General features: G+C 64.3%; 13 protein-coding genes. 9 read left to right on the forward strand and 4 right to left on the reverse strand.

Annotated elements, in window-relative coordinates; translation table 11 throughout:
* The first annotated feature begins 4 nt into the window (after positions 1-4).
* Genes O3301_RS04755 through O3301_RS04785 form a run of 7 tightly spaced genes read left to right on the forward strand, consistent with a single transcriptional unit; the run spans position 5 to position 9177 of the window.
* The gene (locus O3301_RS04755; RefSeq protein WP_305055701.1) at positions 5-1420 is read left to right on the forward strand and encodes an FAD-binding oxidoreductase; all 1416 of its coding nucleotides are present in this window, start codon (positions 5-7) and stop codon (positions 1418-1420) included.
* Complete coding sequence (locus O3301_RS04760; protein ID WP_305055702.1) at positions 1417-1845, forward strand: DUF4124 domain-containing protein; 429 nt, start codon at positions 1417-1419, stop codon at positions 1843-1845. Before O3301_RS04755 ends, O3301_RS04760 begins: the two co-directional genes overlap by 4 nt.
* On the forward strand, positions 1833-4424 hold the full coding sequence (locus O3301_RS04765; RefSeq protein ID WP_305055703.1) for an FtsX-like permease family protein: 2592 nt from the start codon (positions 1833-1835) through the stop codon (positions 4422-4424). The genes O3301_RS04760 and O3301_RS04765 overlap by 13 nt, the downstream gene beginning before the upstream one ends.
* Positions 4424-5500, forward strand: a complete 1077-nt coding sequence (locus O3301_RS04770) for a carotenoid 1,2-hydratase (protein ID WP_289914471.1) — start codon at positions 4424-4426, stop codon at positions 5498-5500. The genes O3301_RS04765 and O3301_RS04770 overlap by 1 nt, the downstream gene beginning before the upstream one ends.
* 34 nt (positions 5501-5534) lie before the next feature.
* Positions 5535-7388 carry an ABC transporter transmembrane domain-containing protein gene (locus tag O3301_RS04775; protein WP_251348417.1) on the forward strand — a complete coding sequence of 618 codons (1854 nt, stop codon included), beginning with the start codon at positions 5535-5537 and terminating at the stop codon, positions 7386-7388.
* Positions 7389-7400: 12 nt separating this feature from the next.
* Positions 7401-8075: a leucine efflux protein LeuE gene (gene leuE / locus O3301_RS04780; protein WP_305055704.1), complete on the forward strand. Its 675-nt coding sequence runs from the start codon at positions 7401-7403 to the stop codon at positions 8073-8075.
* 10 nt (positions 8076-8085) lie between these two features.
* The gene (locus tag O3301_RS04785) at positions 8086-9177 is read left to right on the forward strand and encodes a low specificity L-threonine aldolase (protein WP_305055705.1); all 1092 of its coding nucleotides are present in this window, start codon (positions 8086-8088) and stop codon (positions 9175-9177) included.
* Positions 9178-9259: 82 nt separating this feature from the next.
* Here the strand turns inward: O3301_RS04785 and O3301_RS04790 are convergent, their stop codons facing one another.
* A complete protein-coding gene (locus O3301_RS04790) occupies positions 9260-10690 on the reverse strand; it encodes an OmpP1/FadL family transporter (RefSeq protein WP_305055706.1) in 1431 nt (476 codons plus the stop codon).
* Positions 10691-10888: 198 nt separating this feature from the next.
* Positions 10889-13591 (reverse strand): EAL domain-containing protein, encoded by a 2703-nt coding sequence (locus O3301_RS04795; RefSeq protein WP_289910378.1) that lies wholly within the window; start codon positions 13589-13591, stop codon positions 10889-10891.
* A gap of 205 nt (positions 13592-13796) precedes the next feature.
* Here O3301_RS04795 and O3301_RS04800 point away from each other — a divergent pair, with 205 nt between their 5' ends.
* Entirely contained in the window at positions 13797-14771 is a 975-nt protein-coding gene (locus O3301_RS04800; protein WP_305055707.1) for a thymidylate synthase, read from the forward strand.
* Positions 14771-15814 (forward strand): SMI1/KNR4 family protein, encoded by a 1044-nt coding sequence (locus O3301_RS04805; RefSeq protein WP_289914466.1) that lies wholly within the window; start codon positions 14771-14773, stop codon positions 15812-15814. The genes O3301_RS04800 and O3301_RS04805 overlap by 1 nt, the downstream gene beginning before the upstream one ends.
* On the opposite strand, the gene O3301_RS04810 is transcribed toward O3301_RS04805, so the two are convergent.
* Together O3301_RS04810 and O3301_RS04815 are read right to left on the reverse strand one after the other, a co-directional pair.
* On the reverse strand, positions 15811-18072 hold the full coding sequence (locus O3301_RS04810; RefSeq protein ID WP_305055708.1) for an outer membrane beta-barrel family protein: 2262 nt from the start codon (positions 18070-18072) through the stop codon (positions 15811-15813). The genes O3301_RS04805 and O3301_RS04810 overlap by 4 nt on opposite strands.
* Before the next feature lie 187 nt (positions 18073-18259).
* Entirely contained in the window at positions 18260-19594 is a 1335-nt protein-coding gene (locus tag O3301_RS04815; RefSeq protein ID WP_305055709.1) for a VWA domain-containing protein, read from the reverse strand.
* Positions 19595-19599: the final 5 nt, after the last annotated feature.

Here is a 19599-nt window from a genome sequence, read left to right on the forward strand (position 1 = left end):
TCCCATGACTGACCAAGCCGACTTCCTCGCCGCCTGCCGCGACCTGCTGGGCGACGCCTACGTCCTCACCCTGGACGCCGACACGGCGCCCTTCCTCACCGACTGGCGCGACCGTTTCACGGGCAAGGCTCTGGCCGTGCTGCGCCCCGCCACCGTGGAACAAGTGGCAGCAATCCTGCGCGCCTGCGCGCAATGGCGCGTCCCCGTCGTGCCGCAAGGCGGCAACACGGGCCTGGTCCTGGGCAGCATCCCGGACGCCGCCGGCACGGCCATCGTGCTGTCGCTGGCGCGCCTGAACGGCATCCGCGCGCTCGATCCCGTCAACCGCACCATCACGGTGGACGCGGGCTGCATCCTGCAAACCATCCAGGAAGCAGCCAGCGCCGCCGGTTGCCTGTTCCCCCTGTCGCTGGCGGCCGAAGGCAGTTGCACCATCGGCGGCAACCTGGCGACGAATGCGGGCGGCACGGCCGTGCTGCGCTACGGCAACACGCGCGAGCTGTGCCTGGGCCTGGAAGTGGTCACGCCGCAGGGCGAGATCTGGAGCGGCTTGCGCGGCTTGCGCAAGGACAATACGGGTTACGATTTGCGCGACCTGTACATCGGCGCCGAAGGCACCCTGGGAATTATCACCGGCGCGGTCATGAAGTTGTACCCGCAGCCGAAAGCCTGCATCACGGCGCTGGCCGCCATGCCCTCGCCCTCCCACGCACTGCGCCTGCTCTCGCTGATGCAGGACCATTGCGGCGCCAGCCTGACGGGTTTCGAGCTGATGTCGCAGTACTGTTTGCAGCTGGTGGCGGAGCAATTCCCGCAGCTGCCGCGCCCTTTCGCCGACGCGCACGGCCAATATGTGCTGCTCGAATTGTCCAGCAGCCAGTCCGAGGCGCACGCCGTGGAATTGCTGGAAGCGAGCATCGGTGCGGCCCTGGAAGTCGAATTGATCGAAGACGCCGTCGTCGCCAGTTCCGTGGCGCAGTCCGAGGGACTGTGGCAGCTGCGCGAACACATCCCGCTGGCGCAGGCGCAGGCGGGCAAGAACATCAAGCACGACATCTCGCTGCCGATTTCCCGTATCGCCGATTTCATCGCCATCACGGATGCGGCCCTGGAATCAGCCTTCCCCGGCTGCCAGCTCGTGTGCTTCGGCCACCTGGGCGACGGCAACCTGCATTACAACGTGGCGCCGCCAGCCGGCATGACGGACCGGGATTTCCTCGCCAACCAGGATGCCATCAACCGCATCGTGCATGACCAGGTGCACGCTTTTGGGGGTTCGATTTCGGCCGAACACGGCATCGGCGCGCTGAAAAAGGCCGATCTCGCCCACTACAAGTCGCCGCTGGAATTGCAGCTGATGCGCGCCGTGAAGCAGGCGCTGGACCCGCAGAACATCATGAATCCGGGGAAGATATTGTGAAGCCGTCGCCCCTCCTGCTATGCGCCATGGCCTTGCTGGCCGGTTCCGCCAGTGCGCAGGACGTCTACAAGTGCGTGAAGGATGGCCAGAGCAGCTATAGCGCCACGCCCTGCACGGCCGGCCAATTGCAAATCCTGGAAATCCCCGCGCCGCCGCCCGCCGTCGACAAGGGTGCGGCCACGCGCCAGGAACGGGTAGCCAGCCAGATGGAAGCGGCGCGCAAGAAGCAGGAGCAGCTGGAAGACCAGGCGCGCGAACGGGGCGCCAGGCAGCAGGAAGTCCACGAGAAGCACTGCGCGCAGCTGCGCCTGGAACAGAAATGGGCGGCGCAGGACGCCGTCGGCGCGGGCGACAAGAACCGCGATGCGGCGCAATTGAAAGCACGGCGCGCCGGCGAACGCCTGGCCGTCGAATGCCTGCATTGAGTGCGCCGGCAGCCGATTCTGCGGGCACGCGCCTGCTGTCGCGCTGGCTGCTGCTGGGCGAATGGCGCGCGCATCCCGTGCGCGCCCTCGTCGCCATCCTGGCCATCGCCATCGGCGTATCGCTGGGCTTTGCCATCCATCTGATCAACGCGGCTGCCTTCAATGAATTTTCCACGGCCGTCAAAAGCCTGTCCGGCCAGGCCGACGTGCAGGTGGCCGGGCGCGAAGCGCTGTTCGATGAAGCCATCTACCCATGGCTGGCGCAGCGTGACGGCGTGGCCGTCGCTTCGCCCGTGCTGGAACTGCAGGCCACGGTGGCGGGCAAGAAGGATGGCGGCCCGCTGCACATCCTGGCGCTCGACGTCTTCCGCGCCGGCTTCATCTCGCCCGACCTGATCGGCGCACCGGCAGAAGGCCAGCCTTTCGACACCCTGGCCGACGACGCCGTCTTTTTGTCGCCGGCCGCCCTGCGCTGGCTGGCTGTCGCCCAAGGCGGCCAGGTCGCCCTGCAATCGGGCACGGGCACGGTGCCGCTGCGCGTGGCCGGTTCGCTGCAGCGCGCGCGCGCCGGCCAGCGCATCGCCGTGATGGATATCGGCGCGGCCCAATGGCGCTTCAACAAGCTGGGCAAGCTGTCGCGCATCGACTTGAAACTGCGCCAGGGCGTCAACCGCGACGCCTTCCAGGCCGAGTTGGCGCGGGCGCTGGAAGCACAGTACCCGGGGCGTTTCCAGGTGGGCCAGCCGAATGACGAGAACCAGAATAGCCGCAACAATAACCTCAGCCGCGCCTACCGGGTCAACCTGACAGTGCTGGCCCTCGTCGCCCTGTTTACGGGAGCGTTCCTCGTGTTTTCCACGCAAGCACTGTCCGTCATCCGCCGCCGCGGCCAGTTCGCGCTGCTGCGCGTGCTGGGCATGGAACGGGGCCGGTTGCTGCGCCAGGTGCTGCTGGAAGGCGCCAGCCTCGGCGTCGTCGGCGCAGGCCTGGGCATCGCGGGCGGCTACGCCATGGCGGCCGTGGCCCTGCGCTTCTTCGGCGGCGACCTGGGCGCCGGCTATTTCGCGGGCGTGCAGCCGCAGGTGCAGTTCACGCCCGTCGCCGCCTTCGTCTATTTTATCCTCGGCCTCGGCGTCGCCTTGCTGGGCTGCGCCGCGCCCGCGCTGGAAGCGGCGCGCGCGGCGCCCGCCATCGCCCTGAAATCGGGCAGCGAGGAAGTCGTGACGACGCGCCTGGCGAAAACCTGGCCCGCGCTGGTCTGCCTGCTGCTGGCCGGCGCCCTGACGTTCCTGCCGCCCGTGTTCGAGCTGCCCCTGTTCGGCTATCTGTCCATCGCGCTGCTGCTGATCGGCGCCATCGCCCTGATGCCGCAACTGGCCGCCGTCGTCTTCCGCTTCCTGCAGCGCGCCTGGCTGCGCACGGAGACCAGCCTGCATGCGCCCGTGCGCAGCCTGACCCTGGCCCGCCTGGCGAACGCCTCGGGCCAGGCCGGCATCGCCCTCGGCGGCGTGCTGTCGAGCTTTAGCCTGATGGTGGCGATGGCCATCATGGTGTCGAGTTTCCGCGTTTCCGTCGACGACTGGCTGCTGCAGATCTTGCCGGCCGACGTGTACGCGCGCACGGCCGCCAGCGGCGGCACGGCAGGCTTGAATCCACGCGAACAGGCCAGCATCACCGCCCTGCCCGAAGTGGCCAGGGTGGATTTCCAGCGCCTGCGCTCGCTGTCGCTGGCGCCCGACCGTCCGAATGTGATGCTGCTGGCGCGCCCGATCCTGCTGTCCGATCCGGGCAAGAGCATGGTGCTGGTGGGTGAAACCTTACCCGTGCCGGTGGGGGTAAAACCCGTGTGGCTGTCGGAGGCGGCGGCCGACCTGTACAACGTCAAACCGGGCCAGCAGATAGCCCTGCCGCTGGCAGGCGGCTTGCACAAGTTCTTCATCGCCGGCATCTGGCGCGACTATGCGCGCTCTTCCGGCGCCATCCAGATGCCGCTGGACGACTACCGCGCGCTGACGGGCGACCTCGATGTCAGCGACGCCGCCCTGTGGCTGGCCAAGGACGCCACGGGCGACGCGCTGCAACAGCGCCTGAAAGCGCTGCCGTTCGGCGCCAGCCTGGAAGTGTCGAATCCGTCGGCCATCCGCGCCCTGAGCCTGCAGATTTTCGACCGCAGCTTCGCCGTCACGTATCTGCTGGAAGCCATCGCCATCGTCATCGGCCTGTTCGGCGTGGCCGCCACGTTTTCCGCGCAAACCCTGGCGCGCGCCCGCGAATTCGGTATGCTGCGCCACGTGGGCGTGACGCGCGGGCAGATTTTGTCCATCCTGGCGCTCGAAGGAGGCGCGCTGACGGCGCTGGGCATCGCCACCGGTTTCATCCTGGGCCTGTTGATCAGCTTTGTGCTCGTCTTCATCGTCAATCCGCAATCGTTCCACTGGACCATGCAGCTGCACTTGCCGTGGCCATTGATCGCCACCGTGGCCGGCGCCCTGCTGACGGCGGCCGCCGCCACGGCGCTGATCGCGGGCAGACAAGCCTTGTCCGCTGGCCCCATCCGCGCCGTCAGGGAGGACTGGTAATGCGCCGTGTTTTCATCTTGTCATTGGCGCTGGCGCTACCTGCGCTGGCCGCGCCGCCCGCCTTTGCCCCCGTCACGCCGCTGCCGGCCGGCCAGACCCTGCGCCTGCCGCACGACTTCGGCGCCCACCCCGCGTATAAAACGGAATGGTGGTACGCCACGGGATGGGTCAAAACGGCCGGCGGCGAGCAGCTGGGCTACCAGGTGACCTTCTTTCGCAGCGCCACGGCCACCGATACGGATAACCCCAGCGCGTTTGCGCCGAAACAGCTGATCATCGGCCATGCGGCCCTGTCCGATCCCAAGGTCGGCAAGCTGCTGCACGACGAGAAAAGCGCGCGCGAGGGTTTCGGCCTGGCCTACGCCAAGGTGGGCGACACGGACGTGAAACTCGACGACTGGCGCATGCAGCGGCAAACGGATGGCAGCTACCGGGTCAGCCTGGCCGCGCGCGAATTCAACCTGCAGCTGACCCTCGCGCCCACCCAGCCCGTGCTGCTGCAAGGCGTTGGCGGCTACTCGCGCAAGGGCGCCCGGCTCGCGCAATCGAGTTACTACTACAGCAAGCCGCAGCTGCGCACGACGGGCACCATCGCGCGCGCGGGCGGCAAGCCGGAAGCCGTGACGGGCGCCACCTGGCTCGATCACGAGTGGTCCAGCCAGGTGCTCGATGCGGACGCCAGCGGCTGGAACTGGATAGGTGCCAACCTCGACGACGGCGGCGCCCTGATGGCCTTCCAGATCCGCAGCAAGACAGGTGCTAAACTATGGGCGCACGCGACATGGCGCGACGCGTCCGGTAAGATGACGCAGTTCGCGCCCGGCGACGTCGATTTCACACCCACGCAGCTGTGGCGCTCGCCCCGCACGCAGGCCGAATACCCGGTCGCCACCGAGATCCGCACGGGCGCGACGCGCTGGCAGATCAAGCCGCTGCAAGCGGACCAGGAACTCGATTCGCGCCGCTCGACGGGCGCCGTGTACTGGGAAGGCGCCGTGACGGTGGAGCGCGACGGCCAGCCCGTGGGCCGCGCCTACCTGGAAATGACGGGCTACGTCCAGCCGATGAAGTTGTAAGCACTACCGAATATGTAAATCAAAGCGAAAAACAATGACAACCAGCACAGAAACAGGCAGTACCAGTACAGCAAGCACCGCATCGACTCCCGACACCGGCACCAGCCGCGAACTGAAAAAAGGCAGCCTGGCCGCCTTCAAGGGCTTGATGCCCTTTTTGACGCCGTACCGCAAGCAGTTCTTCCTGGCCGGTATCGCGCTGGTGGTGGCCGCCGCCTCCACCCTGGCCATTCCCGCCGCCTTCAAGCAGATGATCGACCTCGGTTTCGGCGGCGCGGCCGGCTCGAAGAGCATCCAGCACGTCGACCTGGTCTTCCTCGCCCTGTTCGGCGTGGCGTCCATCCTGGCGCTGGCCACGGCCGCGCGCTTTTACACGGTGTCGTGGCTGGGCGAGCGCGTCACGGCCGATATCCGCAGCGCCGTGTACCGCCACGTCGTCACGCAAAGCCCCGAATTCTTTGAAACCACGCAGACGGGCGAAGTCCTGTCGCGCATCACCACCGACACGACCCTGATACAGGCCGTCGTCGGCACCAGCATCTCGATGGCGCTGCGCAATGTGCTGCTGTTCCTGGGCGGCCTGGTGATGCTGTTCGTCACCAGCGCCAAGCTGGCGGGCATCATCATCGGCCTCTTGATTCTCGTCGTCGTGCCCATCATCGTGTTTGGCCGCAAGGTGCGCAAGCTGTCGCGCGACTCGCAGGACCGCATCGCCGACGCATCGGCCATGGCCGGCGAAATCCTCAACGCCATGCCCACCGTGCAAGCGTTCACGCACGAGAAAATCGAATCGAAACGCTTTGGCGACTCCGTCGAAGGCGCCTTCATGACGGCCATGCGCCGTATCCGCGCCCGCGCCCTCTTGACCATGATCGCGATTTTGCTGGTGTTCGGCACCATCGTCTTCGTGCTGTGGCTGGGCGCGCGCGCCGTGCTGGAAGGCTCGATGACGGGCGGCGACCTGGGCCAGTTCATCCTGTACGCCTCCATCGTGGCCGGCGCCATCGGCGCCCTGTCCGAAGTCATGGGCGAAGCGCAGCGCGCCGCCGGCGCCACCGAGCGCTTGCTGGAACTGATGGCCGTCAAGTCGGAAATCGCCTCGCCGGCCACGCCGCTGCCGCTGCCCGCACGCGCCGCCACCGGCGCCGCCTTGACATTGGACAATGTCATGTTCTCCTACCCGTCGCGCCCGGACACCCACGCGCTGGATCACGTCAGCCTCGACATCCGCGCCGGCGAAACGGTGGCCGTCGTCGGCCCTTCCGGCGCCGGCAAGACCACCCTGTTCCAGCTGTTCCTGCGCTTCTATGACCCGCAAAGCGGCAGCATCCGCCTCGATGGCGTGGATATCAAGCAGCTGGACCTGCACACCCTGCGCGACGCCATCGGCATCGTGCCGCAGGATACCGTGATTTTCTCGGCCGACGCCATGGAAAACATCCGCTACGGCCGCGCCGGCGCCAGCGATGAGGAAGTGATCGCCGCCGCGAAAATGGCGGCCGCCCACGAATTCATCGAGCGCCTGCCGAACGGCTACAAATCCTTCCTCGGCGAACGGGGCGTGCGCCTGTCCGGCGGCCAGCGCCAGCGCATCGCCATCGCCCGCGCCCTGCTGAAAAACCCGCCGCTGCTGCTGCTCGATGAAGCCACCAGCGCGCTGGACGCGGAATCGGAACGCCTGGTGCAAAAGGCGCTGGAAGCGGCCATGGTGGGCCGCACCACGGTCATCATCGCCCACCGCCTGGCCACCGTGCAGCGGGCCGACCGCATCATCGTCATGGAAGACGGCAAGATCGTCGAGACGGGCACGCATGCGTCGCTGGTCGCAATGAAAGGCATCTATGCAAACCTTGCCGCACTGCAATTTCACAACGTACAGATCAACTAAGCAAAAACAGCCATGAACGCACTTTTCCACGCCAACCTGGGCATCACCGATTTCTGGACCTTTTTATTGGGGACCATCTTCATCGTCATCCTGCCCGGCCCCAATTCCATGTATGTGCTGTCGGTCGCCGCCCAGCGCGGCGTGCGCCCCGCCTACCAAGGCGCCTTCGGCATCTTCGCCGGCGACCTGATACTGATGGTGCTGTCGGCCTGCGGCGTGGCCTCCCTGCTCAAAGCCAGCCCGGCCCTGTTCTATGTGGTGAAATACATCGGCGCGGCCTACCTGGGCTGGATCGGCCTGCAGATGCTGATTGGCTGTTGGCGCAAGCTGCGCGCACCAAGCGCTGCCGAAGGCGAAGCGGCGGCCGTCCCTGCCCCCGTCAAGGAAAGCGACCCGTTCCGCAAGGCGCTGATCATCAGCCTGATGAACCCGAAGGCCATTTTGTTCTTCATTTCCTTCTTCATCCAGTTCGTCGACCCGGCCTTCCCGAATCCCGTGCTGTCCTTCACCGGCCTGGGCCTGATCTGTCAGGTGATCAGCTTTACCTACCTGACGGCCATCATTTTTGTCGGCGCGCGCCTGGCCGAGACCTTCCGCCGCCGTCGCCGCCTGTCGGCCGGCATGGGCGGCGGCGTGGGCGCCATGTTCATCGGCTTCGGCGCGAAACTGGCCACGGCCACCCTGTAAGGAAACCACCGTGACCGAACTCGAACTGCGCCAGCGCTGCCACACCGTCCTGCCGGGCCACCGCCAGCCCGCCCCAAGCGCCACCTTTGCCGCCATGGCCGCCTGGTGCGACGCCAACGATGTGGCGCACGATACCTACGGCGAAGGCGCGCTGATCGAACAGTTCGAGAACAAGATCGCCAGCCTGCTCGGTTTCGAGGCCGCCGTGTTCTGCATCACGGGCACCATGACGCAGGTCACGGCCCTGCGCCTGGCGTGCCAGGACCGCGGCTCGCGCCTGGTGGCGCTGCATCCCACCTCGCACATCCTGCGCCACGAGCGGGGCAACCATGAATTGCTCGATCACTTCAAGGGTTTGATGATCGGCGACCCGCACCGCCCGTGGACGGTGGACGACTTGCGCGCCGTGCCCGATCATCTGGGCGCCGCGCAGCTGGAACTGCCGATGCGCGAAATCGGCGGCCAGTGCCCTTCCTGGGAAGACTTGAGCCAGATCAAACAGCACTGCCGCGAGCACAATATTCACCTGCACATGGATGGCGCGCGCCTGTGGGAAGCGCAAGCGGGTTTCGGCCAGTCCCTGCCCGCCATCTGCGACGGATTCGATTCCGTGTATGTGTCGCTGTACAAAGGCATCGGCGGCCTCGGTGGTGCCATGCTGGCCGGCAGCCGGCCGTTCGTCGAACGGGCGCGCGAATGGTTCCGCCGCCAGGGCGGCAATATCGTGCACCGCACGCCCTGGGTGGTGGCCGCCGCCATGCAGTTCGACGCGCGCCTCGCCGCCATGCCGCAGTATTTTGCGCGCACGCAGTGGCTGTACGCGCTGCTGCGCGACTTCCCGGCCATTGCCGTCAACCCCGCCAGTCCGCAAGCGAACATGCTGCACCTGCACTTGCCCGTAAGTCGCGAACGGGCTATCGCCATCCGCAACCAGGTGGCCGCCGATCACGGCATCTGGCTGTTCAGTCGCGCCAACCACGCAGCCCTCCCCGGCCACAGCGTGGTGGAATGGTATGTGGGAGACCAGTTGCTGGAACTGCCGGACGACAGCGTGCGGCTGGCCTTGACCCTGCTGGATCAGGCCATGCGCGCCAGGGATTAATTGACAATCGTGACACCAAAAAAAAAGCGCCCGAAGGCGCTTTTTTTCTTTCATGGCGGCCGGGTTGGCCGCCACTACCTGCTTAGAACTTGTAGTTATAAGCGAGACCGATCAACTGCATGCGGGTCTTGAACAGGCCCTTTGTCGTTTCACCGTTGCCGGTGCAGCCCTTTTTAACCGGCGAGCAGTCGTTTGTGTAGTTGACGTCAGCATCCTTGAAATCGATATAGCTGTAGGCCAGGTCGATCGAGGAATTGGCGTTCAGCTTCCAGTTCGCGCCGATCGAGTACTGCATGCGGTCGCTGTCCGGCAAGGCTGGGTGGCGCAGTTCCGCGCTGCGCACTGGCGCCTGGTCATGCGCGATACCGGCGCGCAGCAGCAGGTTTTCGTTGTACTTGTAGTTGGTACCCAGCGAAACACGGTAGGTGTCTTTCCAGTTCTGGCGGATGCGCTCGGCGCCTTCGGCCGTCGGCGGGAACTGGATGTCCAGGTTCTGCAGGCGCGAAGTACGGGTCCAGGTGACGTCGCCCATCAAGGCCCAACGATCATCCATCTGGTGGAAGGCGTTGATCGATACGGTTTCCGGCGTGCGCAGTTCGACCAGCGCCTTGGAATTGACCTTGCCCGATGCACCGCTGATGAAGCCATTCACGGCAGCATTATTCGACACTTGCGAGAAGTCCCAGATGGTGTCGCCTTTCAGCTTGTGCGAAATCGACGAGCGGTAGGAAATACCGAAACGCGTGCCTTCATTCATCTGGTACAGGTAACCCAGATTGAAGCCGAAGCCCCAGTCGTCGCCATCCATCGAGGCGTGGCCATCCTTGGCGCCCGCCAATGCAATGCCGGCAGCATTCGCGGCAGCTAGACCTTGCGCTTGAGCAACACTCGCCAGGAATGCCTTCGAGATGGTTGGATTCGCACTCAGGGCCTTGACCGTACCCGGCACGTCCACCGCCTGGCCCAGTTCCGCCTTCATGTATTCGGCCGTGATGCCGAAGCCGAACGAGTGGTGCTGGTCCAGCTTGAACGACACGGAAGGATTCAGGGCGATCGCTTCGAGCTTGATGTTGGTGATCGCATAGCGGCCGCTCCAGCTGTTGCCATAGTCAAGCTTGGCGCCGTAGGGCACGAACAGTCCCATGCCGACGGTCCATTGTTCATCGATTTTTTTGCTGGCATACACGGCAGGCGCAAAGACTACATCCGGTACATAGTCCTTGGTCGTGCCGCCCGTGGGCGTGCGCGTGAAATTGAAGGACCCCTTGTCCTGGAATGTCGAATGCGGCACCACCAGGGTGCCGCCGCCAACGAACTGCGTGCCTTCCAGGCGCGACAGGCCGGCCGGGTTGTAGAAAATGGTCGATGCGTCGGCCGCTTCGGCGCCGCTGGCATCGGCCGTGCCCTGGGCGGAAACGCTTTGCGAGCCGAAACGGTAGCCCGATGCTTGTGCGGTGGAGGAAATGCCGGCGAATGCGGCAACGATCAGGAGGGGCAGATATTTATGTTTCAAGTTGGTCTCTCTTTATTATATGAAATTGTCTTCGGCACACTATCGCGGGCATATCCAGCTGCCCCGTCTTGCACTTTTCTTGCCGCCGTGAACTCCAATTCACTGACGGCATGAGCGAAGCATATAATATTTTTTAGAAAAAAGCGAACGTTCGCTCTTTTTATGAAACGGCGTTGTTTTTCCTGCGCATACGACCTTCTACAGTGCCAATGCAGGGGCTGGAAGCGGTATCAGAAAGCGCTGATGCATCAGCGACAGCATCTGTTCCGCCGGCACGGGACGCGAGATGAAATAGCCCTGTACTTCATTGCATTGCAGGGTGCGCAGGATGTCGAGCTGCTCGCGCGTCTCCACCCCTTCGGCCACCACGCTCATGCCCAGCGCATGCGCCATCGACAGGATGGCGCGCACGAACACTTCGCCCTGCTCCGAGCGGCCCAGCTCCATGGTGAAGGCGCGGTCGATCTTCAAGCCATCCATGGCGAACTTCTGCAGCTGCGACAGCGAAGAATAGCCGGTGCCGAAATCGTCGACCAGCAGGCGCACGCCCAGCGCGCGGATGGCGGACAACTGCTCCACGGCGCGGTTCTGTTCATCCATCATGGCCGATTCCGTGATTTCCACCTCGATCAGGCGCGCATCGATGCGGTGGCGCGTCAGCGCGGACGCCAGCACCTGGTGCACGTCGCCGCGGCCGAACTGGCGCGCCGAGACGTTGATGGAGACTGGCACCAGTTCCAGTCCGCTGGCTTGCCAGCGCGCCATCTGCAGGCACACCTTTTCGATGACGACTTCGCCCAGCTGGGAAATCAGGCCGCTGCTCTCGGCCACGGGAATGAATTCCAGCGGCGGCACCATGCCGTGCTGCGGATGGTGCCAGCGCACCAGCGCCTCCATGCTGCACAGCTGCCCGCTCATGGCATCGACCCTCGGCTGGTAGACGACGAGGAACTGATCCTGCTCCAGCGCCGCCACCAGGCTTTGCTCCAGTTCGCGGCGGTTGCGGATGGTTTCGAACAATTCCGGCTGGAAAAAACGGTGATGGCCCTTGCCCGCCACTTTCACGGCATACATGGCGATGTCGGCGTTCTTCAGCAGCACTTCCGTCTCGGCCCCATCGCGCGGATACAGGCTGATGCCGATCGAGGCGCCCATCTTGTGGCGTTCGCTGCCCAGGTAAAACGGCTCGTCGAAGGCGATGGCGATGCGCTGCGCCACCTGCTCGGCGCGGCTGTCGTCCTCTACCGGGTCGAGCACGACGACGAATTCGTCGCCGCCCAGGCGCACCACGTGGTCGCCCGGCCGCAGCACGGCCTTCAGGCGCAGGGAGGCGGCGCGCAGCACCTTGTCTCCCTCCGCGTGGCCCTGCGTGTCGTTGATATCCTTGAAGCCGTCCAGATCGATGAACAGCAGCGCCAGCATGTGCCGCGCGATGGCCGCGCGGCCCAGGGCGCCGGGCAGGAATTGCTGCAGCCAGTAGCGGTTGGGCAAGCCCGTCAAACCGTCTTCATTGGCCAGGCGGCGCAAGTCGCGCTCGTGCTCCTTGGCCGTGCTGATGTCTTGCAGGGTGACGGCCAGGCGGTCGCCGCTGCGCACCAGGCGCCGGCGTATCCAGCGCAGCTTGAATGGGTTGCCTTCCGGCAATTCGATCTCTTCCTCGGAAAAACCGGAGACCATGGCGGCCCGGTAATTATGGATCAAGTCGCGGAAATACGGCTCGTGGGCGCGCGACTGCAGGCGCATGCCCAGCAACTGTTCGCGGCGCACGCCAAAGTAGCCTGCGCCCGGCTCGTTGCAGTCGACGATCTCGAAGTCGAGGATGCTGCCATCCGCGCCGCGCAGGGCGGCGATGATATAAAAGCCGTCGCTCGTGCCCTCGGTGGCCATGCGGTAGGCATTGCGCACGCCTTCGGACTGGTGGTGGCGCCACGCCAGGCGCAGCGACAGCACGGTGGCGACGGCGGCAAAGGCCAGCAGCAGCACGGTGACGGCCAGGGCGATGCCGAGATAAATCGTGCGCGTTTCCTCGTAGGGATGCAGCATTTCGCCGTCCGACAGTCCGACCACGGCCGTAAACGGATAGGCTTTCAGCGCCTGCCAGCCCACATAGCGATTTTGCTTGTCGGAAAAAGCTATCCTGCCGCCCGAATGCAGGGCGCCGCTCTCCGTTTCCAGGAAGCTGGTGTCGAGAAACGGCGTGCCCTGGCCGCTCTGCGTCGGCAGCACGCGCGAGCCCAGGCGCGTACTGAACAGCTCGCCCTCTTCGCCCACCATGGCCGACATGCCGAACTTGCCAAAATTGACGCTGTTATAGAATTCGGAAAAATAGCTGGAATGGATGGAAATGAGCAGCACGCCGTCGAAATTGCCATCCTCGTCTTCCAGCCGGCGCGTGAAATGCACGAGGCTTTCGCCGGCGCCCGGCGCTGACGGGGCCGCCTCGCTGGCCCTCCCCAGCGCGATGCGCAGCGCGCTGGAATTGCTGCGCCAGTGGCGCAACAGGAAATCGCTGCGCTCGTTGACGCGCAGCCGCTGCAACGGCGCCGTGGCCGTCACGGGATGGCCTTTGCGGTCGAGGATGGCGACGATGGCAAATTGCGGCAAGGCATACATGCCCTGCGTCTTCAATTGGTCGAGGCGCAGCTGGCCGCGCGAGTTTTCCCATTCATACTTGAGCTGCAAGGTCAGCTGGTCCATCTGCTCCAGGGTGCGCAGCAGGTACTGGCCATATGCTTTCGACAAGGAAGACACGCTGTCGAGCGCCTGCTGCTGCGCCACCTTCTTTTCCGCTTCCAGCTGCAGCAAGGTGGCCGTCCACAATACCGCGCACAGGATCAGGCCCAGCAAGGGCCAGGCGAGGATCAGGCGCAGGTTAGCCTTGAGAAAATCGGCCCTGCTCATCTCCACCACGGCGGCGTTATTATTATTTACAAATTGTCGCAAGAACATGGTGCAGCATCTGCCGTTTCTATGTATTTCTTCAAGGACACACAAATTACCACAGAGTCATGTTTGCAGGTAAGACGGCAGCGTAATTATGTGCGTGGGCCGCGGCCCGCCTGTCGCGCCTGCGTTACAATCACCATCCTTACCGTTGGAGAAATACATGCAGCAATATCAAGATTTGATCAAGACCGTGCTCGAAACGGGCAGCTGGCAAGACAACCGCACGGGCATCCGCACCCTGAGCGTGCCGGGCGCCATGATGCGTTTCGACTTGGCCAACGGCAACTTCCCTGCCGTGACAACCAAGAAACTGGCTTTCAAATCCGTGATCGGCGAATTGTGCGCCTTCCTGCGCGCCTCGCGCAACGCGGCCGAGTTCCGCGCCCTGGGCTGCAAGGTCTGGGACCAGAACGCCAATGAAAACGCGCAATGGCTGGCCAACCCCTACCGCGAAGGCGAGGATGACCTGGGCCCCGTGTACGGCGTGCAATGGCGCCAATGGCCCGCATATAAGCTGCTCGACGCCGACCAGCCCGCACAGATCGCCGATGCGCAAGCGAACGGCTTTAGCTTGGTCGCCCCCATCGTCGAGAACGGCGTGCAAAAAGTGCTGCTGTACAAGGCCGTCGACCAGTTGCGCGAATGCCTGGACACCATCATGACCAATCCGGGCAGCCGGCGCATCCTGTTCCACGGCTGGAACCCGGCCGTGCTGGACGCCGTCGCCCTGCCCGCCTGCCATTTGCTGTACCAGTTCATCCCGAACGCCAGCACGCGCGAAATTTCGCTGTGTTTATATGTACGCAGCAACGATATCGGCCTGGGCACGCCGTTCAACATCGCCGAAGGCGCCGCCCTGCTGCACCTGGTGGCGCGCCTGACGGGCTACACGCCGCGCTGGTTCACCTACTTCATCGGCGACGCGCACATCTATGAAAACCACCTCGACATGGTGGAAGAACAATTGAAGCGCACGCCGTTCCCGGCGCCCCGTTTCGTCATTTCCGACCGCGTGCCCGACTACGCGAAGACGGGCAAGTACGAGCCGGAATGGCTCGAAAAGATCGAACCGTCGGATTTCTCGCTGGAAGGCTATGAACACCACGCGCCCATCAAGGCGGCGATGGCCGTCTGATGGCGGTCACAGCACTCGCCGCCCTGCACCGCAAGCTGTTTGATGAAACGGATGGCAGCAAGTTCGCCCGGCTGAAAGAGCGGCTGCTGAAAAAGCATGCCGCGGACGACAGGCTGGCCGTGCTCGACATCCTGACGGCGTATGCGCGCGATGGACAACTGCTGCACTGGCGCACCTTTTTGATGACGGATATCGTGCATCTGGTGGAAGGCAGTCAACATGCGGCCTTTTTCGCCTGGGCACTGGAGCAGCCCGCACTGGCGTACTGGGGCGTCGATGGCTTGCTGAAAAGTATAGGCGTGGACGCGTATGCGCCCCTGGTGGCGCTGGCAGCGTCCGGCGCCACCAGGCTGGAAGTGCGCGCCAAGGCGATCAAGAGCCTGGCCGTGTTCAGCCGCCAGCCGTTTGACCAGGACTTGCCGTCCGATCCCGGCCACTGGAAGGCAGAGCAGCTGAGACTAAGCGCCGTGCTGGACTGGCAAGCGGACGGCTACCCTGACGGTGCAGGCTACAAGGCGCCCGCCAAGCATGAGACGCTGGCCAAGCCGCGGTCGCGCCTGCAAGTAGCAGCCGCCTTCCTGGAACGGAAACTGGCGCTGCGGCGCCAGCGCGAGCAAGACCTGGCGCAACCGTCGAACTGGCTGACCATGGCCAGCGCCAAGGACATGGCCGAGATCGACGCGCAATGGGTCTTGCCGGAAATCTACCGCCATTTCCTGCAATTCTATTCGCCGCTGCGCGTGCATGTCGACGGCAAGCGCTTCCCGCAGGGCCTGCATCTGTACGGCGCGGCGGAGCTGGTGGAGGCCCAGCACGGCTACGCCGTCCATGCCGTGCATAATCACAACATCGCGAGCTGGCAGTCGAAGCTCGTGGTGATTGCCGATGCGGGCGGCGACCCGTACTGCGTGCACCTGGAAGAAAGAAGCATCGACGGCGACTTGCCCGTGTACCGCGCCAGACATGGCGCAGGCGAATGGCGCTTCGAGCTCCATATGGACGATTTCATCGACTTCCTGCACGAAATCGCGTGGGCGGCCTAGCCTGCTTCGCCGCCCGGTCCGGGGCCGGGTCCGCCTGGCCCCCGTCCGCCCGGCGGACCGAAGCGCGGCTCCCGTTCGCCCTCCTTGGCCGCCGACGTGGCGCCGCCCAGGCGGTACGACAAGCCCACATAAATCATGCGGCCGTCAAAGCGGCGCGTGCTCGTTTCGCGCAGCGAGGCGCTATTGATGACGGTTTCCATCTTGTTGCTGCTGAACACATCGGTCACATTCATGACCAGGCTCAATTGCGGCGTCACCGTGTGGCGTAAACTGAGGTTCAGCGTGTTGTTCGGCGAGCGGTAGCCCTGTCCCGACAGCATCTTGCCCTGCATTTGCAGGGCCAGTTGCAGCTGGTTATCCGCATTGATCTGGTAATTGAGGCGCGCACGGCCGCTCAGTGCGTTGGCCGTGCGCGTGCTGCGGTTGCCCAGGTCGTCGGAACTCGTCTGCTGGCTGCGCGCCAGGTTGCCGCTCGTGTTCAGGGTCAGGGACGGCGTCAGCTTGCCGCTGACGCTGAATTCCAGGCCGCTCGAATGGCTGCCTTCGCCGTTTTCCCGCGTAGTCAGCAGCACATTGTCGCTAATAAAATAGCGGTAATCGACGATGGCGTCCGTGTCGCGCCGGTGGTAGGCGCGCAAGCTGCTTTCCAGGCCCGCGATCTTCGTTTCATAGCCGATTTCGAAGGAATCCGTCTGCGTGGGTTTCAGCTTGGGATTGCCGGCCGCCACATTGAACTCGTCGCGGTAGACCACGTAGGGGTTCAAATCGCCCGCATTCGGGCGGCGGATGCGGTGCGCGTAGCTGAAGCGCAAATTGCTCTCGTCGCTGACTTTATAGGTGGCGAACAGGCTGGGAATATAGTTGACGTATTTGTTGCCAGCCTCAACGCCACTGGTGATCTGGCGCACGTTCAAGTCCGTGTATTCGGCGCGCAAGCCGGCCAGCGCGCCCCAGCGTTCGCTCAGGCGCATCTGGTAGGAACCGTACAGCGCGATGGTGCGCTCGTCGAGCTCGAAACGGTTGCTGCGCATGGGATTGACGGTCTCGGCCAGGCTGGCCGGATTGATGTCCGTATATAAAGTGTCGAAGCTGCTCTTGTTGTCGGCCACCTTGTAGCCCAGCTTGGCCGTGCCGCCCGCCAGTGGACGCTCGTAGTCGCCGCTGAAGTCGACGATGCGGTTGCCCGTCTCGCTGTGCTGGCGTGCGCGGCTGTCAAACGCGTTGACGGGCGCGATCGCATAGGCATTCGCGTAATCGCTGTCGCTCTCGTTAGTGGACGACGACACGCGCAAGTCGATTTTCAGGGTTTCGCCAGGCAACTCGCCCTTGTGGTCGTAGCGCCCGCCCCAGCTGTAGTTGCGGCTGTCGCCGTTGCGCACGGTGCTGCGCACATAGTCGCCGATGGTGCTGCCCGTGCTGTCGCCGTTGATATAACGGTCCAGCGAGCGCTGGTCGTTGCTGCGCCCGTTGTACGACACGCTGGCGGCCAGGGTGTCGTTCGCATTCAGGTTGTAGTTGACGGTGCCGTGCAATCCCAGCGAATCGTTCAAGCCATTGTTCGTGGAGCTCTGGCTGCTGGGGGCGAAGGCGCCCGTGCCGCGGTCCAGGCGCTCGCGGCTGACCTCGCCCACGGAATTGCGGCCGTCATGGCGCACATTGATGCCGCCCTGGTAGCCCCACGGACCTTCATTGTAGGTACCGGAGACGGAGCTGTTGTAGCGCCCGGCGATGCCCGCATTCGCGTTGACGGTGGCAAAGCCGCCCGGCTTGCGGTTGCGCCGCATCACCAGGTTCAAAATCGGGCCGCCACCGGCTTCGTTGCCGAACTGGGCGCCGGGATTGTTGATCACTTCCACGGATTCGATATCGTCGGCCGCCATGGCGTTCAACGTGGCGCCCCGTGAATCGCCCTGTAGCATGGCCGACGGCTTGCCATCGATCAATATCTGCACATTGCTGCTGCCGCGCAAGGACACCGAACCGTCGGGGTCGACGGCCACCGAAGGCACATTGTTCAAGGCATCGGCTGCCGTACCGTTGGTGCTGCCCACGTCGGACTTGACGTCGTAAACTTGCCGGTCGATGCGGCCCGTGGGACGTTCGGCCGTCACGCTGACGGTAGCGGGAGCATCGACGGCGGGCGCCTTGGCCGGTGCGGGCTTGACGACGGTATCGCCGGTGACGGTTTGCGCCTGGACAGCGGCGCCGGACACGAGCAGGCTGCCGCCCGCCAGGCAGTGAAAGAGGATTTTATGCATTTGCTTAAAAAATAATCGAGACGCTACGGATGAGGCACTACGCCGCAGCGTGAGAGCACATTCTCAAAGCATGCCACGATTGCAAGGAGCAAAGCAAATGCGAACCATTGTTATTTACTTCAATTTACAAATCTCTCGCACTTGTGGTCGCATAGCCTCATCCGATGACCTTTGCGCTACCTTTGCGCTACCTCAACAAGCCCTTGCCGCGCGCCAGCTTCAGCCAGCCCGGATATTCCGTCATCAATAAGTCATACAGCTCCGCATCGCTGTGCTCGTCGGGCGAGCTGACGGAAAAGTAATTGGCATTGTCGACCAGGCGGCCCTGCAATTCGTCGAGCTTTTCCAGGAAGGGGAAGTCGGAATCGGCAAAGGCGGCGAGAAACTTGCTTTTCGATTTGCGCCCCTTGCCGATGCCCATGAATTGCCAAAAGATCGGCTCATGGCTGGCCCAGCGCAATTGTTTCTCCGTCGTCGCCTGGTCGCTCGTGCCGCCGTCCGTGACGAACATCACGTACACGGGCAATTCCGCGGCGACGGGCCGCGTGCGCTCGCCGCCGGCGCCATCGGGGAAATAAAATGCGCGTATCGCCTGCATGGCGGCGCCATAGCGCGTGTCGCCTTCCAGCGGATGGCGCTGTATGGCCTGGCCCACGTAGGTATTGCAGTTGCTCAAGGCCATGGGCGCCGGATGGTGGACGTTCTTGCCGAACAGGAAAACATCGATCTCGCCATCGTCGTCGAACTTGCAGCCCAGGGCCAGGATGCGTTCGGCAAAGCGCTGCACCAGCCCCTCTTTATATAGTCGGCCCATGGAGCCGGAAATATCCAGGCACAAACACACCTTGGCGCGGTGGTCAAGCAAACCCACTTTCTGCAGCGACACGCCCGCCTGCTTGACGAGGCTGACCAGTTGCGGCGCTTCCCGTTCGACCCGTTTTTCCAGGTTGATCTTTGCCTGCACGACGGCCGAAACCGCCGCAGGGGCAGCAGAAGCGGCCTGGTCGACTTCGCCGCCGAAGTGGCGCACCAGCGCGTCGAGTCCGCCATTGAAGCCCTGCCCCACGGCCATGCAGCGCCAGCCGCCATCCTTGCGGTAAATTTCCGCCAGCATGACGGCTTTTTCCTGTGCGAAATCACTACCCGCGAAGGCGAAGCGGGCCAGCTCGCGTCCGCCCGCCTCCAGACGCACGTGGCCGGCTTGCAGCTGCGACATCACGCCGCCGCCATCGATGGACGCCGTCACGACGAGGCGGTCTATGCCGGCCGGCAAGCGCGCCAGTTGCAAGGCAAACTCGGCCATGTCGCCGCCGCTGCCGGCCCGCGCTTCCACGCCGCCGCACGGCGTGCGCGGCTGGTTGAAAAAGGTCATGTAGCGCTCGTCGGCCAGTTTGCCGCTGGCGTCGAGGCCGAAACAGGCCACGTCGAGCGCCAGCCCCTGCGCGGCGACGCCCACCTGCAGCACGCCGTCGGGAACGAGATTGGCCAGCGGCAAGCGCTGTCCCTTGGACAAGGTTTCCATCAGTG

It is taken from the genome of Janthinobacterium sp. SUN211, from assembly GCF_030587315.1.
Classification (GTDB): Bacteria; Pseudomonadota; Gammaproteobacteria; order Burkholderiales; family Burkholderiaceae_D; genus Janthinobacterium; species Janthinobacterium kumbetense.